This window comes from Pseudomonas sp. CMR5c (genome assembly GCF_003850545.1).
Taxonomy (GTDB): domain Bacteria; phylum Pseudomonadota; class Gammaproteobacteria; order Pseudomonadales; family Pseudomonadaceae; genus Aquipseudomonas; species Aquipseudomonas piscis.
The window spans coordinates 5,647,893-5,663,388 of record NZ_CP027705.1; the positions used below are offsets into that span (position 1 = coordinate 5,647,893).

Sequence of the window (15,496 nt, forward strand, 5' to 3'; positions counted from 1 at the left end):
ATGACTTTGCTTACAAATCCAAAGCTCTCCATCTGCATACCAACATACAACCGCGCAGACTACCTAGATTATTCTCTTGGCGTTCACCTACCAAAGCTAAAAGAACACAACATACAAATATTCATATACGACAACGCATCCAATGACACAACATTCGACGTCGTAAGCAAGTGGAAAAAAGAATATCCTTTAATAAACTACCATCGAAATAACATCAATTTAGGTGCCGACCTTAATATAGAGCTCGCACTAAAAGCCCCAACTACGGATTATATATGGCTGATGGGCGACACTTACCTCATACCTGACAATGGCCTTTCGCATATTCTTGACCTTGCCCAACAGCAAATCGCCTATGATGCTATAGTCGTAAACCTCTTCAACAAGCTGGCATTTCCGACTGGAAACTATAGTGACCATGACCAACTACTCGGTGACCTTGGCGCACTGATGAGTTGTCTAAGCTGCCTAATATTCCATAAAGACCTTATCTCTAACGCCGACTTCCCAAGGTATCGCAATACGAACTTTATCCAAACAGGGATAATATTCGAATACTTATCACGCAAAGAATTCACTGTACACTGGGCCCGAGAAATATCTATAGCCTCTCTAAACAATCCAAACCTCAAAAAAAGCAGTTGGGCCAGTTCAAAAAAAATATTCGATATAGGTATAACTAGCTGGACAAATTTTATATTTTCGCTGCCAGCAAAATACTCTTTAGAAAAAAAACTAGCCACCTGCGTCGGCTTTGGCCAAGTCTCACAAGCATTTACTATCAAGGGCATGTTAATATTGAGGGCACAAGGAACTCTGGATTACGAAATTTATTGTAAATTCAAAGACATCTTCAAACTATCCCTGCCCTATCCAACCTTATTAGTTCTAGCTTTAACCATAATCCCTAAGGGTCTATTGAAGCTGGCTATTTCGGCAAAAAAAAAATTCAAAATCCAACATGAAACTGAATCACATCACGAAAAAAAACATGAAGCTAAACTTGGAAACGCTTAAAAAAAATCATATATTTTTAATATACAAACCATTCAGAAAAATATTTAATATTTTAAAAGTCTTTATCAATTTAAAAATAAACCCTTTTACAAGAAAAAAATGCAACCTAGGCCTATCGCCTAGAATACTTGGGGTCGAAAATATCCATATATCAGGCGACTTCTCGATGGGAGATCACCTGTGGTTGGAGGCAATATCGGAGTACCGAGAGCAGAAGTTCAAACCAAGAATTGAAATAGGTGACAACTTCTCTGCAAGCGACTTTGTTCATATTGCCTGCATAAATAATATAAGCATTGGAAAGAACGTGCTTATAGGGAGCAAAGCCCATATAACGGACCATGCCCATGGCGTTTACAACCACAATTACCCACCTCAATCAAATCCTACAACTGCTCCTATAGAGAGGCCGCTTAGTAGCCCTGGCCATGTTATTATTGAGGATAACGTCTGGATTGGAGATAACGTAGTAATACTACCGAACACCACGATTGGGAGTGGCTCTATTATCGGAGCCAATAGCGTAGTATCGAAAAGCATACCTAAGAATGTTATCGCCGTAGGAATACCCGCCAAGCCCATCAAGGGCTGGGATGAAGAGCAAGAAAAGTGGATAACTTTAACTCCATAGAGTTTCTTCTGAAACTACAAACTTTTCACTCTATTTATATATTGACCAACACCCTCTGACTTCGAAAGAGCAAACCCATGAGCTATTTAATCTTAGTGGTGCTATACGAGAAGTCTTTTACACAATCGGAAAGCATCTCATCCATACTAAAGTCTTTAATATACTTGCAGAGCTCGACCATAATAATATGGGACAACAGTTCAAAGTCAAAAGACGTATCACAGGTAGGCAAATTAAAAAAAATTACAGCCGGGCTCGATGTGATTTACAAACACACGCCCGAAAATAAGCATCTTTCAGAAATCTACAACTCTTTCGTAAATCTTTCGCCTAGAAAACACGACTTCATAGTTCTGCTTGATCATGACACAGTCTTTGACAGCCAGCTCTTCAAAGCCCACCAACAAGCGATCAATGCTGAGAGAAACTCAAACCTTTATCTTCCAGTAGTTAAATTCAAAAACTCGATTGTCAGTCCTGGCAAACAGATTTTCTTCAAAAGTCTTCCTTACAAAGACTTAGGCCCAGGTTTGATGTCTTCGAAGCGAAACACCGCTATTAACAGTGGCATGTTCATTCGCTACTCTTACTTTACCGAAACGTTCAAAGGCTACGATAAGCGCCTTAAATTTTACGGAACTGACGACTACTTCATGATGGAGTATCGGAAGACCAATGAGACATTTTACCTACTGGACTATAGCATCAACCATGACCTGACTTGTAATCCAGACTCGGATAATATTTACAAGTTCAAGTCCAGCTTCCATGAGTCTCAAAAAGCGTTTCTAGTTCTACACGGCAATGGGCGGGCACTATCGATCGCTGGTTTAGTCGTTTTTATAAGACGACTGAAACATACATTAAAATTTCGAATAAACTTTTTCACTGATTAATTATTTACCGTTCTCTGCCCCTAAGGTTTTATCAGAGAGCTTGGAGATTTTCATGGGGCCTGTCTCAAGAAAAAAAGTAAGAATCCTGACATTTGTAAGCTACTATCTTCCGGGCTATAAAGCTGGCGGACCATTACGCACCTTGGCCAATATGGCTGAAAATCTTGGCGACTCATTCGAATTCTGGATAGTCACACGAGATCGTGATCAAGGTGAATCTCAGGCTTTTGACTCGGTTTGTATAAACCAATGGCAAGAAATAGCTAATGCTCATGTCTATTATATTTCTCCCGAGCGTTGCGGCATTCAAAATATAGCTGAGATCATTAGCTCCACAGATCATGATTTGATTTATCTCAACAGTTTTTTTGATCCAACGTTCACCTTGAAACCTTTATTAGCATTAAAATTTTTACTCGCTAGCTACAAGCCAATCATTCTGGCACCCCGAGGTGAGTTTTCAGAGGGCGCATTAATAATTAAGCCTTTTAAAAAGAAATTATATATAAAATTAATCTCTCGATTCTATAAAGGTGTAAAATTCCAAGTTTCAAGCAACTATGAAAAATCCGATACGCTGCGCACCTTGCCATGGTTGCAAGAAAAAGATACTTACATAGCAATCGATCTGGCCGAGAAGCCTACGGCTACACTTCCAATGTCAACAACCCGCACCTTTTCGACAGAGCAATCTATAAGGCTGATTTTTCTGTCCAGAATATGCAAAATGAAAAACCTGGACTATGCGTTATCTGTCCTATCCAAGGTAACCAGCCAGATTTGCCTTGATATATATGGCCCGCAGGAAGAGCCAGACTATTGGAGCGAATGCGAAGTTCTTATCCGAGACCTGCCTGCGAATATTCAGGTGAATTACTGCGGCAACGTGATGCCTGAACACGTCAAACCCACCTTTGCCGCTTATGACCTTTTTTTCTTCCCGACAAAAGGAGAGAATTACGGCCATGTGATCGCAGAGTCCATCAGTGTGGGGACTCCGGTGTTATTGAGTGATCAGACACCGTGGCGTGATCTTGAAAACGAAGGGCTGGGCTGGGACTACCCCCTGGATGACCCTCTTCAATTCGCCAGAGCAATAGAACGGTTCGCATCGATACCAGTGGAAGAAAGAAAATTGCGCCGAGATCTCGTCTACAAGAAAGCAGTCGAAAAGCTCTCTGACCAAAGCGCTATCGAGTCGAACAAACAACTGTTCCTTTCTGTTCTCAAAAACGGGAAGCCCTGAGATGCGAATATTGGTGCTAAGTCAATATTTCTACCCTGAGAGCTTCATCATCAACAACATAGTCTCGACCTTGGCAGAGCAAGGCCATGAGGTGACTGTAGCTACTGGTAAGCCGAATTACCCGGAAGGAGAAATCTTCGAGGGCTATACAGCTCGAGGTGTACAGCGCGACAAATTCCAGGAAAAGGTGGATGTGGTGCGGGTTCCCTTGTGGCCACGTGGTATTGGGGGCGCCAGGAATCTCTTTTTCAATTATCTCTCGTTCGCCTTCTTGGGTTTACTGTGCTTTCCCTGGCTGCTGCGCAAACACAAATTCGATGCAATCCTGGTGTTCGCCCCCTCTCCGGTCACCCAGGCTATTCCAGCCATCCTGCTTAAATGGTTAAAAGGCGCCAAGCTGGCCTTGTGGATTCAAGATCTTTGGCCTGAAAGCCTCTCTGCCACGGGCTTCATCAAGAACCGGCATGCCTTGGGAGTCGTGGGATGGGTAGTCAGGGCGATCTACCGTTGCTGCGATACCTTGCTGGTTCAGTCGCGCGCCTTCGTGGAGCCCGTGGCGCAATACGCTGACAGAAAAAAGATCATCTATTACCCGAACTCCTTCGATTCGAAAATCAAAAGCACTACCCCTATTCCCGACTCGCTGGGCCAGTTGCTCGACCAGCATTTCTGCTTGGTCTTTGCCGGCAATCTTGGAACCGCACAAGCTCTGGATACGCTTGTGCAAGCGGCACTGGAGTTGCGCGACGATCCTTCGATCCGCCTGGTACTGATCGGCAGCGGCAGCCGTCTTGAATGGCTCGATAGCCAACGTAGGGCGCATAATTTGGAGAATCTTGCGTTACCTGGACGCTTCCCAATGGAAAGCATGCCGCAGATATTTCAGCAAGCCTCGGCTTTGCTGGTCTCGCTGACAGACGAGCCCATCTTCGCCCAGACAATCCCAAGCAAAATCCAGGCTTACCTCGCTGCCGGACGCCCGATCATCGCAAGCCTCAATGGCGAAGGTGCTCAAATCGTACTCGACTCGGGGGCAGGGTTCGCTTCGGCGGCCGAGGCAGTTGCTCCCCTGGTCACGAACATACGTCGGATGAAAGCGCTCGAGGAAAGCGAGCGGGAGGCCATGGGACGTGCAGGGCGTGCCTATTTTGATGAACACTTCGAGATGAGCCGGCAGGTTTCAGTGCTGGTGGATCTGCTCGGACAAGACTCGAAAAGCAAGGTTGATTGAAATGAAAGTATTGGTTCTTGGCGTCACGGGCATGCTCGGACAAGCAGTGTTTCGACTGTTTAGTGGCGATACAAAGCATGAGACCTGGGGCACCTTGCGAAGTGCTTCCGGCCTTAGGTACTTTCCCGAAGTCCAACACCCCTACCTGATCAGCGGAATCGATGTCCTGGACCAGGACGCGTTGACCATGACCTTGACCCAGGTCCGTCCTGATGTCGTGATCAATTGCGTCGGCCTGATCAAGCAATTGGCCGATGCCAACGATCCTCTGACCGCACTCCCCATCAACGCAATGTTGCCGCATCGTCTGGCGCGGCTATGTGCACTGGCAGGTGCGCGCTTGGTTCATGTGAGCACTGATTGCGTGTTCTCTGGACGCAAAGGCGGTTATCTGGAGTCGGATATTTCGGATGCAGAAGATCTGTACGGCAAGTCCAAATACATCGGCGAGTTGCATGAAGCTCCCCATGCCATCACCTTGCGTACCTCCATCATTGGTCACGAACTAGGCTCCAGCAATGCTCTGGTCGACTGGTTCCTATCCCAACAAGGCTGCGTGAAGGGCTTCTCCAAAGCCATATTTTCCGGCCTGCCCACAGTGGAACTGGCGCGGGTGATGAAGGATTATGTACTGCCCCATCCGCGACTCAGCGGCCTGTATCATGTAGCAGCCGCCCCGGTTAACAAGCTGGACCTGCTGAGGATGGTGGCCAGCGAGTATGAGCATCCGATAGAGATCGAACCGGATGATGCACTGGTGATCGATCGTTCCCTCAATGGCCAGCGTTTCCATGAGGCCACCGGATACGTTGCCGCTCCTTGGCCAGAGCTGATTCGCAGCATGCACATCAGTCGCTAAGGTAATTGTAAGGATGGCTCCCTGCTGTGGAGTCGACCGGTATCTTTTCTGACCCGTAAATCGGGTCTACATGATTTGGAAGGTTTTATGTTCAACGACAAGGTATTGATGATCACCGGTGGCACCGGCTCATTTGGTCATACTGTGTTGCGCCGTTTTCTCAATACCGATGTACGCGAAATCCGCATCTTTTCCCGTGATGAAAAAAAGCAGGAAGACATGCGCATCGCCCTGTCGAACGACAAGGTCAAGTTCTACATTGGTGACGTGCGTGATCTGGACAGCCTGAGACAAGCCATGGTTGGAGTGGACTATGTCTTCCATGCCGCCGCCTTGAAACAAGTCCCATCCTGCGAGTTCTATCCCATGGAGGCGGTTCGCACCAATGTCCAGGGAACGGAGAATGTACTCAATGCCGCGATTGCCTGCGCAGTGAAGCGCGTGGTGGTGCTAAGTACCGACAAGGCGGTGTACCCCATCAACGCGATGGGTATCTCCAAAGCCATGGCCGAAAAGCTCATGGTGGCCAAGTCACGCATGATCCCTGAAGGAGGCACAGTGGTTTGCGCCACTCGCTACGGTAATGTAATGGCCTCCCGCGGTTCGGTCATCCCGTTGTTCATCGAGCAGTTGCGCAAAGGCGAGGCGCTCACGGTGACAGATCCGCTGATGACTCGCTTCCTCATGTCTCTGGAAGACTCGGTCGATCTGGTACTGCATGCTTTCGAGCACGGTCAGCAAGGCGATCTGTTCGTGCAGAAGGCTCCAGCTTCCACCGTGGGAGACTTGGCACAGGCTCTAAAAGAACTGTTCGTCCTCGATAGTCCGGTTCGGGTCATTGGTACCCGCCATGGCGAAAAACTGTATGAGTCCTTGGTATCGCGCGAGGAAATGGCCAAGGCCGAAGACATGGGACGCTACTACCGGATCCCTGCCGACAACCGCGATCTGAACTACAAGAAATACTTCGTCGAAGGTGAGGAAAAGATCTCCGAGCTTGACGACTATACCTCGCATAACACCGAACGCCTGGATGTACCGGGAATCAAGCAGTTGTTGCTCAAACTCGACTACATCAAGGAGCAGCTCGATGCTTAAAGTCATGACACTGGTAGGCACCCGACCAGAGCTGATCAAAATGAGCCGAGTGATCGCCGAGTTGGACAAGCAGGTCGATCATGTCCTGGTGCATTCGGGGCAGAACTACGATTACGAACTGAACCAAGTGTTCTTCGACGACCTGGAAATCCGTAAGCCCGATCATTTCCTCGGAGCTGCCGGCGAAACCGCCGCCCAGACCATTGCCGAAGTCATCGCCAAGGCAGACCAGGTATTCGAGCTCGAACAGCCCGATGCCTTGCTGCTCTACGGTGACACCAATACCTGCCTTGCAGTGATAGCCGCCAAGCGCCGCAAGATTCCGGTTTTCCATATGGAGGCCGGGAACCGCTGCTTCGACCAACGCGTCCCAGAAGAGTTGAACCGCAAGGTGCTGGACCATCTGTCCGACATCAATATGGTGCTGACTGAACACGCCCGGCGTTACCTGATCGCCGAGGGTATTCGTCCGGAAACCATTATCAAGACCGGTTCGCACATGCAGGAAGTGCTGGACTACTACATGCCCAAGATCCTGGAATCCCAGGTACTCGAACGCAGCGGCCTAGAGGCAGGAAAGTTCTTTATCGTCAGTGCACACCGGGAAGAAAACGTCGACACCCCGGACAATTTGCGCAATCTGCTGGCAAGCCTGCGTGCCCTGGCCGATGAATATGGCTATCCACTTATCGTCTCCACTCATCCACGGACCCGCAAACGTCTTGAAGCACTGGGAGAGTCGCTGGATCACCCACTGATCCGCTTCGTCAAGCCGTTTGGCCTGCTGGACTACATCAAGCTGCAGATGTCGGCTTTCTGTGTCCTGTCCGATAGCGGCACCATCACCGAAGAGGCGTCGCTGCTCAACCTGCCAGCGGTGACTCTGCGTAATGCCCACGAGCGACCAGAGGGGATGGACGAAGGTACGTTGATCATGAGCGGGTTGGAGAAATCTTCAATTCTCGCTGCTGTGAAAGTCATCACCGCGCAACACGATGGGCAGCAACGGACTATCCCGATGGTCCCCGACTATCAGGGAGGCCCCGTATCGCTGCAGGTAGTCCGTGTGGTCCTGAGCTACACCGACTACATCAATCGCACGGTCTGGCGCAAAGCCTGAAGCACCTGCATAACGCCCTTCCACAACGGCTGTTGATGACTCATCGGCTCATCAACAGCCCTCCCTTCTAGAACCCCAGCGGCAAGGTTTCCCCACCTTCCAGCGCCAGCAGGAACTGCTTGGCCTCGAGCCCCCCGGCAAAGCCGGTAAGGCTGCCCGAAGCTCCGATCACCCGGTGACAAGGAGTGACGATGGAAATCGGGTTGCGCCCATTGGCCGCGCCTACCGCACGCACCGCCTTGGGGCTGCCGATCTGCTGGGCGATCTGGCTGTAGCTGCGGGTTTCACCGAAGGGAATGGTCAATAGCGCCTGCCAGACCTTGCACTGGAACTCGGTACCGACGAAATCCAGTTCGAGCTCGAAACGCTTGCGCGTACCGGCGAAGTATTCCTGCAACTGGCGCTCGGTCTCCAGCAGTTGCGGGTGCTCGGGGGCTTGCTCGAGCGGGCCGAGGCGCACCCGGTTCTCGCGCTCCTGCTCCCAGAGAATCGCGGCCAGCTTCGCGCCCCTGGCTACCAGGGTCAGCTCGCCCACAGGGGAGGGAATGATCTTGAATGCACAGGACATGTCGGGGTCTCCTTCAATCCACCAAGGCAATCAGGCGGCCCCTTGCGGGGTTCGAGCCTGGATACGCCTTCACTGTAAATCGCGGTTCGGGCGCAAGAACTACGTTTCTTGCGCTCGAACTCGACGGAGAACCATACGCCCCCGGGCTAGTTATCGTCTTCGATCACGTAGCAGTTGTCACTGCTACTGCGCTGACCATAAGGGTCGACGATAAAGGCTCCACGCCCCTTGCCACACTCGAGCAGGTGCACGGGAGACAGCTCGCGCTGCTTATCGATCTGCGCATTGAAACGCATGATGTAGGCGCCCAGGGAAATCGAAACACAGAGAATCAACACCAGGCACAACACCAACTGATCGGTGTAGCTGGCGTCATCAGAATGCGCTGGCAACATAATCCGGACCTGCACGCTCGGCGCTCTGCCCAATCAGGAACCAGCTCAGCGGGCCACCCTCGCCCAGGCGCACCAAAGGCGCCTTGGAGGGCAGGACGGAGGCCATCAGGCCCAGAAGAATCAAGACCAGCAAGAGACCTCTGATTACCGAAGACAGGTTCATGGCAGCGCCACGCTCAAGAGAAGTAGGATTGCAGACTAGCGAGCCACGGGTTAACAGCAGGTAAACATCGGCGGAGCCCGAATGGAGTTCGCTATCCTTCGCACCAATGAGCGACACAGGCCCTGAGGGACACTCCCGTGCACATTAACCTGCTGCTGGTCGAGGACAATCTCGATCTAGCCAATACCGTCATCGAATACCTGGAAATCAGCGGCATCGTCTGCGATCACGCCAGCAATGGCCAGGCCGGACTCAACCTGGCCCTCAACCAGCATTACGACGTCATTCTCCTGGACATCATGCTGCCGCGCCTGGACGGCCAGCAGCTCTGTGCGCAACTGCGCCAGCAAGGCAGCCGGACCCCGATCCTGATGCTCACCTCCCTCGATGCCCTGCCGGACAAGCTGGCCAGCTTCGCCGCCGGTGCCGACGACTACCTGGTCAAGCCCTTCGAACTGGCCGAGCTGGTCGCCCGGATCCGCGCCCTGAGCCTACGCCGCAGTGGCCAGGCCAGCCGCTTGCAGGTGGCCGACCTGGTCATGGAACTGAGTACTCGCAAGGTCAGTCGGGCCGGCCAGGAACTGCACCTGTCGCCGATTTGCTGGACCTTGCTGGAATGCCTGATGCGCGCCAGCCCAGAACCTGTCACCCGCGAACGCCTGGAAGCGACCATCTGGGGGGACGAACCGCCAGACAGCAACACGCTCAAGGTGCACATGCACCGGCTGCGCAAGACCGTGGACAAGTCCTTCGGCCAGCCGCTGATCCACACGCTCCCCGGCGTCGGCATACAGTTGAGGTCCCATGGGTAAGCGCCTGGCTCTGAAATGGGTGATCAGCGGCAGCTTCCTGTTGCTGATCGCCATCGTGTTGCTGATCTACAGCCTGCTGCTACCCGAATACAGCGTGCGCGGCCTGCTCTATACCGCCAGCGCGATGATGGAAGAGGAGGCGCAGTATTTCTCCAGGCACTACGCCAAGGATCCGAACACGCCGCCACCGAGCAACTATTTCTATACCAGCGTCATCGGCAAGGAAGCATTGCCGGAGAAGATCCGCCACATGCTCGATACCCCGCCGAGCATGTCCTTCGGCGCGGTACAGGTGTTCGGCGACCTGGACTCCGACGACGAGGACGAAGGCCGGGCGGTCCTGGCCCAGCCCCTGAGCGACGGCAAGACCCTGTACATGTACGACATCGATCATGACCAGGAGGAAGGCGGAGAGGTGGAAACCCCACGCTCCGATGCCTACCTGGATCATGAACTGCGTGGCGTCATCTTCATCAGCCTCGCGGTGTTCATACCGGCCCTGATCATCATCGCCCTGCTGGTCTGGTGGGTGGTCCGCCCCCTGGGACGACTGGCCCAGTGGTCCACCACCCTCAAGGACCCGGAAGCCGTGTCCGGCGAACGTCCGAATTTCGGATTCAAGGAGTTCAACATGTTGGCAGATGCCCTGGCCCAGAGCGTGCAACAAGTACAGGCCGCCAGCGTGCGCGAAGGTCGCCTGCTGCGCTACACCAGCCACGAACTGCGTACCCCACTGGCGGTGCTCAAGGCCAATATCGAACTCTTGGCCCTGCAGTCCGGCGGGGTCTTGCCGCCGCCATTGCAAAGGATCGAACGCTCGGTGCTGAACATGCAGCGCATCGCCGAGACCCTGTTGTGGATGAGCCGCGAACTGCCCGAGCCCTTGCCCGAGGAGCCCATCGACATGAGCGGGCTGGTCAACGACCTGATCGAGGAACATCGTTACCTGATCGGCACCCGGGATATCGAGCTGATCCTCGACATCAGCGACGAGCCTTGTCGCCTGCCACTCACGGCCTGCCGCATCGTGGTCGGCAACTTCCTGCGCAACGCCCTGCAGTACGCCGATGACGGCGTCGTCGAGATCAGTTTCGGCTACCCGCAACTGCGCCTGGTCAATCGCATCCGCGAAACCCTGCAAAGCGAGACCTCCAATGACTTCGGCTACGGCCTGGGGCTGGAGTTGATGCGCCAGCTATCGGCACGCCTGGGCTGGCACATCGAGGTGGTAGTCGAAGAACAGTGCTACATCGTCACCCTGGCATTCGAGCCCGCACCGGTCGCCGAGCAGCCACCTGCCGAAGAAGACGGCGAGGCCGGGCAACTGGCCTAGACGGCCTCGGCAAGCGAGGAAAAATATGCTCGCAGGCGATGAAAAAGCTCGGCCGCCCAGGCCCTGTACAGCATCGCTTGTGGGTATCGTGGGCGCACGACAATCGCGCTCGGGAGGCCAGCCACCGGTCCTGCTCTCCCCTTGCGCCCCGGGCAAAGAACGAGGTTCGCCGTGGCCGCCTACAATCTGCGTCAGTTGAAGTACTTCATCACCACCGTCGAATGCGGCAGTGTCGCCGAGGCATCGCGCAAGCTGTACATCGCCCAGCCCTCGATCTCCACCGCGATCAAGGGCCTGGAGGACAGCTTCGGCGTGCAGTTGCTGATCCGCCATCACGCCCAGGGCGTTTCCCTGACTCCCAGTGGCGCGCGCTTCTACCGCAAGGCCCAGGAGCTGCTGCGCATGGCCAGGGAGTTCGAGCAGAACGCCCTGGCGGACAACGATGTGGTTTGCGGGCAGATCGACATCGGTTGTTTCGAGACCGTGGCACCGCTGTACCTGCCGCAATTGATCGCCGGCTTCGGTGCGCTCTATCCCGGGGTGGAGATCCGCATCCGCGATGGCGAGCAGCAGGAACTGGTGCAGGGCCTGACCGGCGGTGCCTACGACCTGGTGATCCTGTACGAGCATGAGCTGGACGGCACCATCGAGACCGAGCCGCTGATGCCGCCGCAACGTCCCTATGCCCTGCTGCCGGCCAACCACCGCTACGCCCAGCAAGCCCGGGTTTCGCTGCGCGACCTCTGCCTGGAACCGATGATCCTGCTGGATGTGCAGCCGAGCCGGACCTACTTCGTCAGCTTGTTCGAGGAGCTGGGCCTGACTCCGCAGATCGCCTTCAGCTCACCGTCCATCGAGATGGTCCGGGGCATGGTGGGCCAGGGCTTCGGCTTCTCGATCCTGGTCACCCGCCCTCACTGCCAATGCTCCTACGACGGCAAGCCGGTGGTGTGCGTGGAGATAGTCGAGGAGGTGACCGGCTCCGGGCTGGTGGCGGCCTGGCTCAAGCGTGGTCAACTGACCAAACCGGCACGCCTGTTCGCCGACTACTGCAAGCAGCACCTGGCCCTGGTCGCCAAGCCGCACGCCGAGCCCTAGCCCAGCAGGCCCAGCTCCTGGGCCCGGGCCACCGCCTGGGTCCGGCGCTCGACACCCAGCTTGCTGTTGATGTGGCTGGCGTGGGTCTTCACGGTGTGCAGGGAAATGAACAGGCGCTCGCTGATCTCCTGGTTGGAGCAGCCTCGGGCAATCAGTTGCAGCACTGCCAGCTCCCGGGAGCTGAGGCTCTCGCTATGGGCGGCGGCTTCGTGCAACTCACGGGGCGCCGAGGGCAGGCGTGCGAGCAGGGCCTGGGTCAACGCGGTGCCGGTACACTGCTCCAGTTGCTCGCGCATCCAGCCGGGATAGTCGAGGATCAACCCGGCGAACGGCTGGAGGATTCCCCCCACTGCCGCCTCCAGGGCCAGGAGCAGATCCTGGCGTGCCTCCTGACTTCGACCGAGGGCCAGCAACAGTGCGGTCTTCTGGGTCAGGGCCATGGCACACAGCAACTGCCGGCCGCTGTTCTGCCCATGCTCCACCAACCGCGCCAGGCGCAGCTCGGCCTGGGCGGCATCACCCTTGATGACTTCCAAGCGAGCCTGCTGCAACTCGATATGCAAGGGCAGTTGGGGATGGAATTCCGGCGGAGCCGCCGCTTGCCCGCCGGTGTAGGTCTGCCCCAGGCGCGCCAGCCAGGCTTCGGCGAGGTCGGTACGGCCCTGGGCCAGCCAAAGCTCGCATTTCACCAGGGTGATCATCGCCAGGTAGTAGATCGGCGGCACGTCCCAGATATGCATCAGGCGCTCGGCCTCGGCCAGTTCGGCGAAGGCCCGGGCGAATTCGCCACGCATGCCGTCCTGCTTGGCGATCACGCAATGACCGATCAGCACGCTGATATCACGACAGGCCCGAGCTTCCACCAGCCCGGCCTGCAACCTGGCCAGGCCGGTCTCGGACTCGAGCCTCAGGGTCAGCAGGTAGCCTTCATACAAGGTCAGCCGGGCCCGCACCGCGTACAACCGCTGGGCCGACAGCCCCTGCAAGCGGCCCAGCCCTTGCTTCACTTCATCCATCGCCCGCAGCACTTCGCCCCGGGCCTGCAGGACCCGCGCCCGATCGTAGTGGGCCAGGGCCTCGAAGAGCGGGTTGCCGACCCGCTGCGCCAGCTCCAGCGACTCACGATTGAGGCTGCGGGCGCGCCACAGGTCGGCATCGGTGATGGCCAGGTTGGACAAGGTCGACAGGCACATCAACCGCTGTCCATAACGCTTGAGGGGCAGGCTCTCCAGGGCCTCGCTGCAATAGGCCAGGGTCTGCTCCCGCTGGCCGCGCCCACGAGCGATGATCCCGCTCAGGGCCAGCCACTGCGCCAGCATCGACTTTTGCGCCGTCGCCGAAGGCGCCGGCAGGAAACGGCTCAACTGGGCCGCCAGCTCCTGGGCCGCATCCAGCTGGCAAGCCAGGCCCAGGGCCCAGCTATACAGCACGATCAGGCGCGGCGTGCTGACCAGCAAGCTGTCGGGCAGGTCCATCTTCCAGCGCAACAGCATGCCGATGTTCTGCTCCGCCAGCAGTTGTTCCTCGGACAAGTTCTGTACCAGGTTGGCGGCCACGTCCAGGTGCCCGGCACGCAGTGCCTGTTCCACCGCCTCATCCAGCAGGCCCTGGGCGTTGAACCAGCGACAGGCACGCAAGTGCAGGCTGGCGGCCGGCACCAGGGCACTGGCCGCTGGACGGCTACGCAACAGGTCGGAAAACAGATGGTGATAACGGTACCAGTGCCCATGCTCGTCCAGTGGCACCAGGAACACCTGGTGCGCCTGCAGGAAGCCGAGGATCTCGGCGCTGTCGTGGGCCTCGCGCAGGGCATCGCACAGCTCGGCGCAGAAGCGCTCCTGGGAGGCGGTGTCGTACAGGAAGGCCTGGACCTCGGCGGGCAGGCAATCGATGACTTCTTCGAGCAGGTAATCGCGGATCAACCCCTCGCCACCATGCAAGCCTTGGGGCAAGGTGCCCATGGCACCGGCTTCGGAGGCGGCGAGCAGCCAGAAGCGCAGCCCCGCGACCCAGCCCTCGCTACGTTCGATCAGGTTTTCCAGGGCCTCGCCGCGCAAGGCGCTGCTGTGTCGGTCCAGCAGGCTCAGGGACTCGTCGTGGGTCAACCGCAGGTCCTGCTCATGCAGCTCCAGCAATTGCCGTGACAGGCGCAGGCGCGCCAGGTGCCAATCCGGGCGCTGCCTGCTGGTGACCATCACCAGCAGGCCATCGGGCAGGTGGTTGAGGAAGAACTGCAGGCAACGATCGAGTACCGGCCCCTGGGCCAGGTGATAGTCGTCCAGCACCAGCAATACCGGGCTGGCACTGGATAACTGCTCCGCCAACTCGTCCAGCAAACCATCCAGCCACTCCTCGAAGGCGAACGGCTGGTGACGCTGGCGCATTTTCAACAACCCCAGGGACTGCCGGCCCAGCTGCGGAAAATACTGCTGCAAACCGGCCAGCAGGCGCTCGAGGAAACGCCCCGGATCGCTGTCCCGCCGGCTCAGGCCCAGCCACAGGCTCTGCCAGTTGCCGGGCAGGCTTTGGCAGAACTCGATCGCCAGGGAGCTCTTGCCGAACCCGGCCGGTGCGCAGACCAGCAACAGGCGTCCCTTCAGCCCTCCCTTCAAGCGCTCACAGAGGCGCGGCCGCGACACATAACCATCAGGCAATGGGGGCCGATAGAAACGTCCTTCCAGTGCAGGAATCACTGCACTGTCAGACCGCTGGAGGGAGAACAGATCAGTCATGGCCAACTCTTATTGGTGTACGGTTGTCGGCGTAGCAGATGTCCGCAGACTAGCGGTAAAAGGCCACCTGTTGAAGATTTTTGCGACCATTCGCGCGAAAAAGACTATGACCAAATCGGTCAGATATTCCGCAATTATTGGGCGATATTTCGTTTGCTTATTTAGACAAGCTCCCAATTCGTCCCGAGAAAGATAGTCGCATTGCCACTGATTTCTACGTCAGCCGGCCCGGACCCTATCCACAGGCAAAAAAAAGCCCCGAACCAGCCGGGGCAATTTTCGAGGATGCGGCCTCTA

General features: G+C 55.6%; 15 protein-coding genes. 11 read left to right on the plus strand and 4 right to left on the minus strand.

Annotated features, from left to right (window positions below; translation table 11 throughout):
* The 8 genes from C4K40_RS26005 to wecB all read left to right on the plus strand — a co-directional run bounded on the left by C4K40_RS26005 (nucleotide 1) and on the right by wecB (nucleotide 8,098).
* Entirely contained in the window at nucleotides 1-1,017 is a 1,017-nt protein-coding gene (locus C4K40_RS26005) for a glycosyltransferase family 2 protein (protein ID WP_083456907.1), read from the plus strand.
* A complete protein-coding gene (locus C4K40_RS26010; protein ID WP_083456908.1) occupies nucleotides 992-1,648 on the plus strand; it encodes a DapH/DapD/GlmU-related protein in 657 nt (218 codons plus the stop codon). The genes C4K40_RS26005 and C4K40_RS26010 overlap by 26 nt, the downstream gene beginning before the upstream one ends.
* A 77-nt stretch (nucleotides 1,649-1,725) precedes the next feature.
* Nucleotides 1,726-2,544 carry a glycosyltransferase gene (locus C4K40_RS26015; protein WP_053131957.1) on the plus strand — a complete coding sequence of 273 codons (819 nt, stop codon included), beginning with the start codon at nucleotides 1,726-1,728 and terminating at the stop codon, nucleotides 2,542-2,544.
* 52 nt (nucleotides 2,545-2,596) lie between these two features.
* Nucleotides 2,597-3,790 carry a glycosyltransferase family 4 protein gene (locus C4K40_RS26020; protein WP_053131959.1) on the plus strand — a complete coding sequence of 398 codons (1,194 nt, stop codon included), beginning with the start codon at nucleotides 2,597-2,599 and terminating at the stop codon, nucleotides 3,788-3,790.
* A gap of 1 nt (nucleotide 3,791) precedes the next feature.
* Nucleotides 3,792-5,021 carry a glycosyltransferase family 4 protein gene (locus C4K40_RS26025; RefSeq protein ID WP_053131961.1) on the plus strand — a complete coding sequence of 410 codons (1,230 nt, stop codon included), beginning with the start codon at nucleotides 3,792-3,794 and terminating at the stop codon, nucleotides 5,019-5,021.
* Nucleotide 5,022: 1 nt separating this feature from the next.
* Nucleotides 5,023-5,880, plus strand: a complete 858-nt coding sequence (locus tag C4K40_RS26030; RefSeq protein WP_053131964.1) for an SDR family oxidoreductase — start codon at nucleotides 5,023-5,025, stop codon at nucleotides 5,878-5,880.
* A gap of 87 nt (nucleotides 5,881-5,967) precedes the next feature.
* Nucleotides 5,968-6,978, plus strand: a complete 1,011-nt coding sequence (locus C4K40_RS26035) for a polysaccharide biosynthesis protein (RefSeq protein ID WP_053131967.1) — start codon at nucleotides 5,968-5,970, stop codon at nucleotides 6,976-6,978.
* Nucleotides 6,971-8,098 (plus strand): non-hydrolyzing UDP-N-acetylglucosamine 2-epimerase, encoded by a 1,128-nt coding sequence (gene wecB, locus C4K40_RS26040; protein ID WP_053131970.1) that lies wholly within the window; start codon nucleotides 6,971-6,973, stop codon nucleotides 8,096-8,098. The genes C4K40_RS26035 and wecB overlap by 8 nt, the downstream gene beginning before the upstream one ends.
* A 67-nt stretch (nucleotides 8,099-8,165) precedes the next feature.
* Here the strand turns inward: wecB and C4K40_RS26045 are convergent, their stop codons facing one another.
* The 3 genes from C4K40_RS26045 to C4K40_RS26055 all read right to left on the minus strand — a co-directional run bounded on the left by C4K40_RS26045 (nucleotide 8,166) and on the right by C4K40_RS26055 (nucleotide 9,224).
* On the minus strand, nucleotides 8,166-8,666 hold the full coding sequence (locus C4K40_RS26045; protein WP_022640846.1) for a methylated-DNA--[protein]-cysteine S-methyltransferase: 501 nt from the start codon (nucleotides 8,664-8,666) through the stop codon (nucleotides 8,166-8,168).
* 146 nt (nucleotides 8,667-8,812) lie between these two features.
* Entirely contained in the window at nucleotides 8,813-9,061 is a 249-nt protein-coding gene (locus C4K40_RS26050) for a hypothetical protein (RefSeq protein WP_022640847.1), read from the minus strand.
* The gene (locus C4K40_RS26055) at nucleotides 9,042-9,224 is read right to left on the minus strand and encodes a hypothetical protein (RefSeq protein WP_031320500.1); all 183 of its coding nucleotides are present in this window, start codon (nucleotides 9,222-9,224) and stop codon (nucleotides 9,042-9,044) included. Before C4K40_RS26055 ends, C4K40_RS26050 begins: the two co-directional genes overlap by 20 nt.
* A 137-nt stretch (nucleotides 9,225-9,361) precedes the next feature.
* On the opposite strand from C4K40_RS26055, the gene C4K40_RS26060 reads away from it, so the two are divergent.
* From C4K40_RS26060 to C4K40_RS26070, 3 genes are all read left to right on the plus strand, one after another.
* Nucleotides 9,362-10,036 carry a response regulator transcription factor gene (locus tag C4K40_RS26060; RefSeq protein WP_053131973.1) on the plus strand — a complete coding sequence of 225 codons (675 nt, stop codon included), beginning with the start codon at nucleotides 9,362-9,364 and terminating at the stop codon, nucleotides 10,034-10,036.
* The gene (locus tag C4K40_RS26065) at nucleotides 10,029-11,369 is read left to right on the plus strand and encodes a HAMP domain-containing sensor histidine kinase (RefSeq protein ID WP_022640850.1); all 1,341 of its coding nucleotides are present in this window, start codon (nucleotides 10,029-10,031) and stop codon (nucleotides 11,367-11,369) included. Before C4K40_RS26060 ends, C4K40_RS26065 begins: the two co-directional genes overlap by 8 nt.
* A gap of 171 nt (nucleotides 11,370-11,540) precedes the next feature.
* Nucleotides 11,541-12,467, plus strand: coding sequence for a LysR family transcriptional regulator (locus tag C4K40_RS26070; protein WP_053131976.1), 927 nt, complete (start codon nucleotides 11,541-11,543; stop codon nucleotides 12,465-12,467).
* Here C4K40_RS26070 and C4K40_RS26075 read toward each other — a convergent pair.
* Nucleotides 12,464-15,199 (minus strand): LuxR C-terminal-related transcriptional regulator, encoded by a 2,736-nt coding sequence (locus C4K40_RS26075; protein ID WP_053131979.1) that lies wholly within the window; start codon nucleotides 15,197-15,199, stop codon nucleotides 12,464-12,466. The genes C4K40_RS26070 and C4K40_RS26075 overlap by 4 nt on opposite strands.
* Nucleotides 15,200-15,496: the final 297 nt, after the last annotated feature.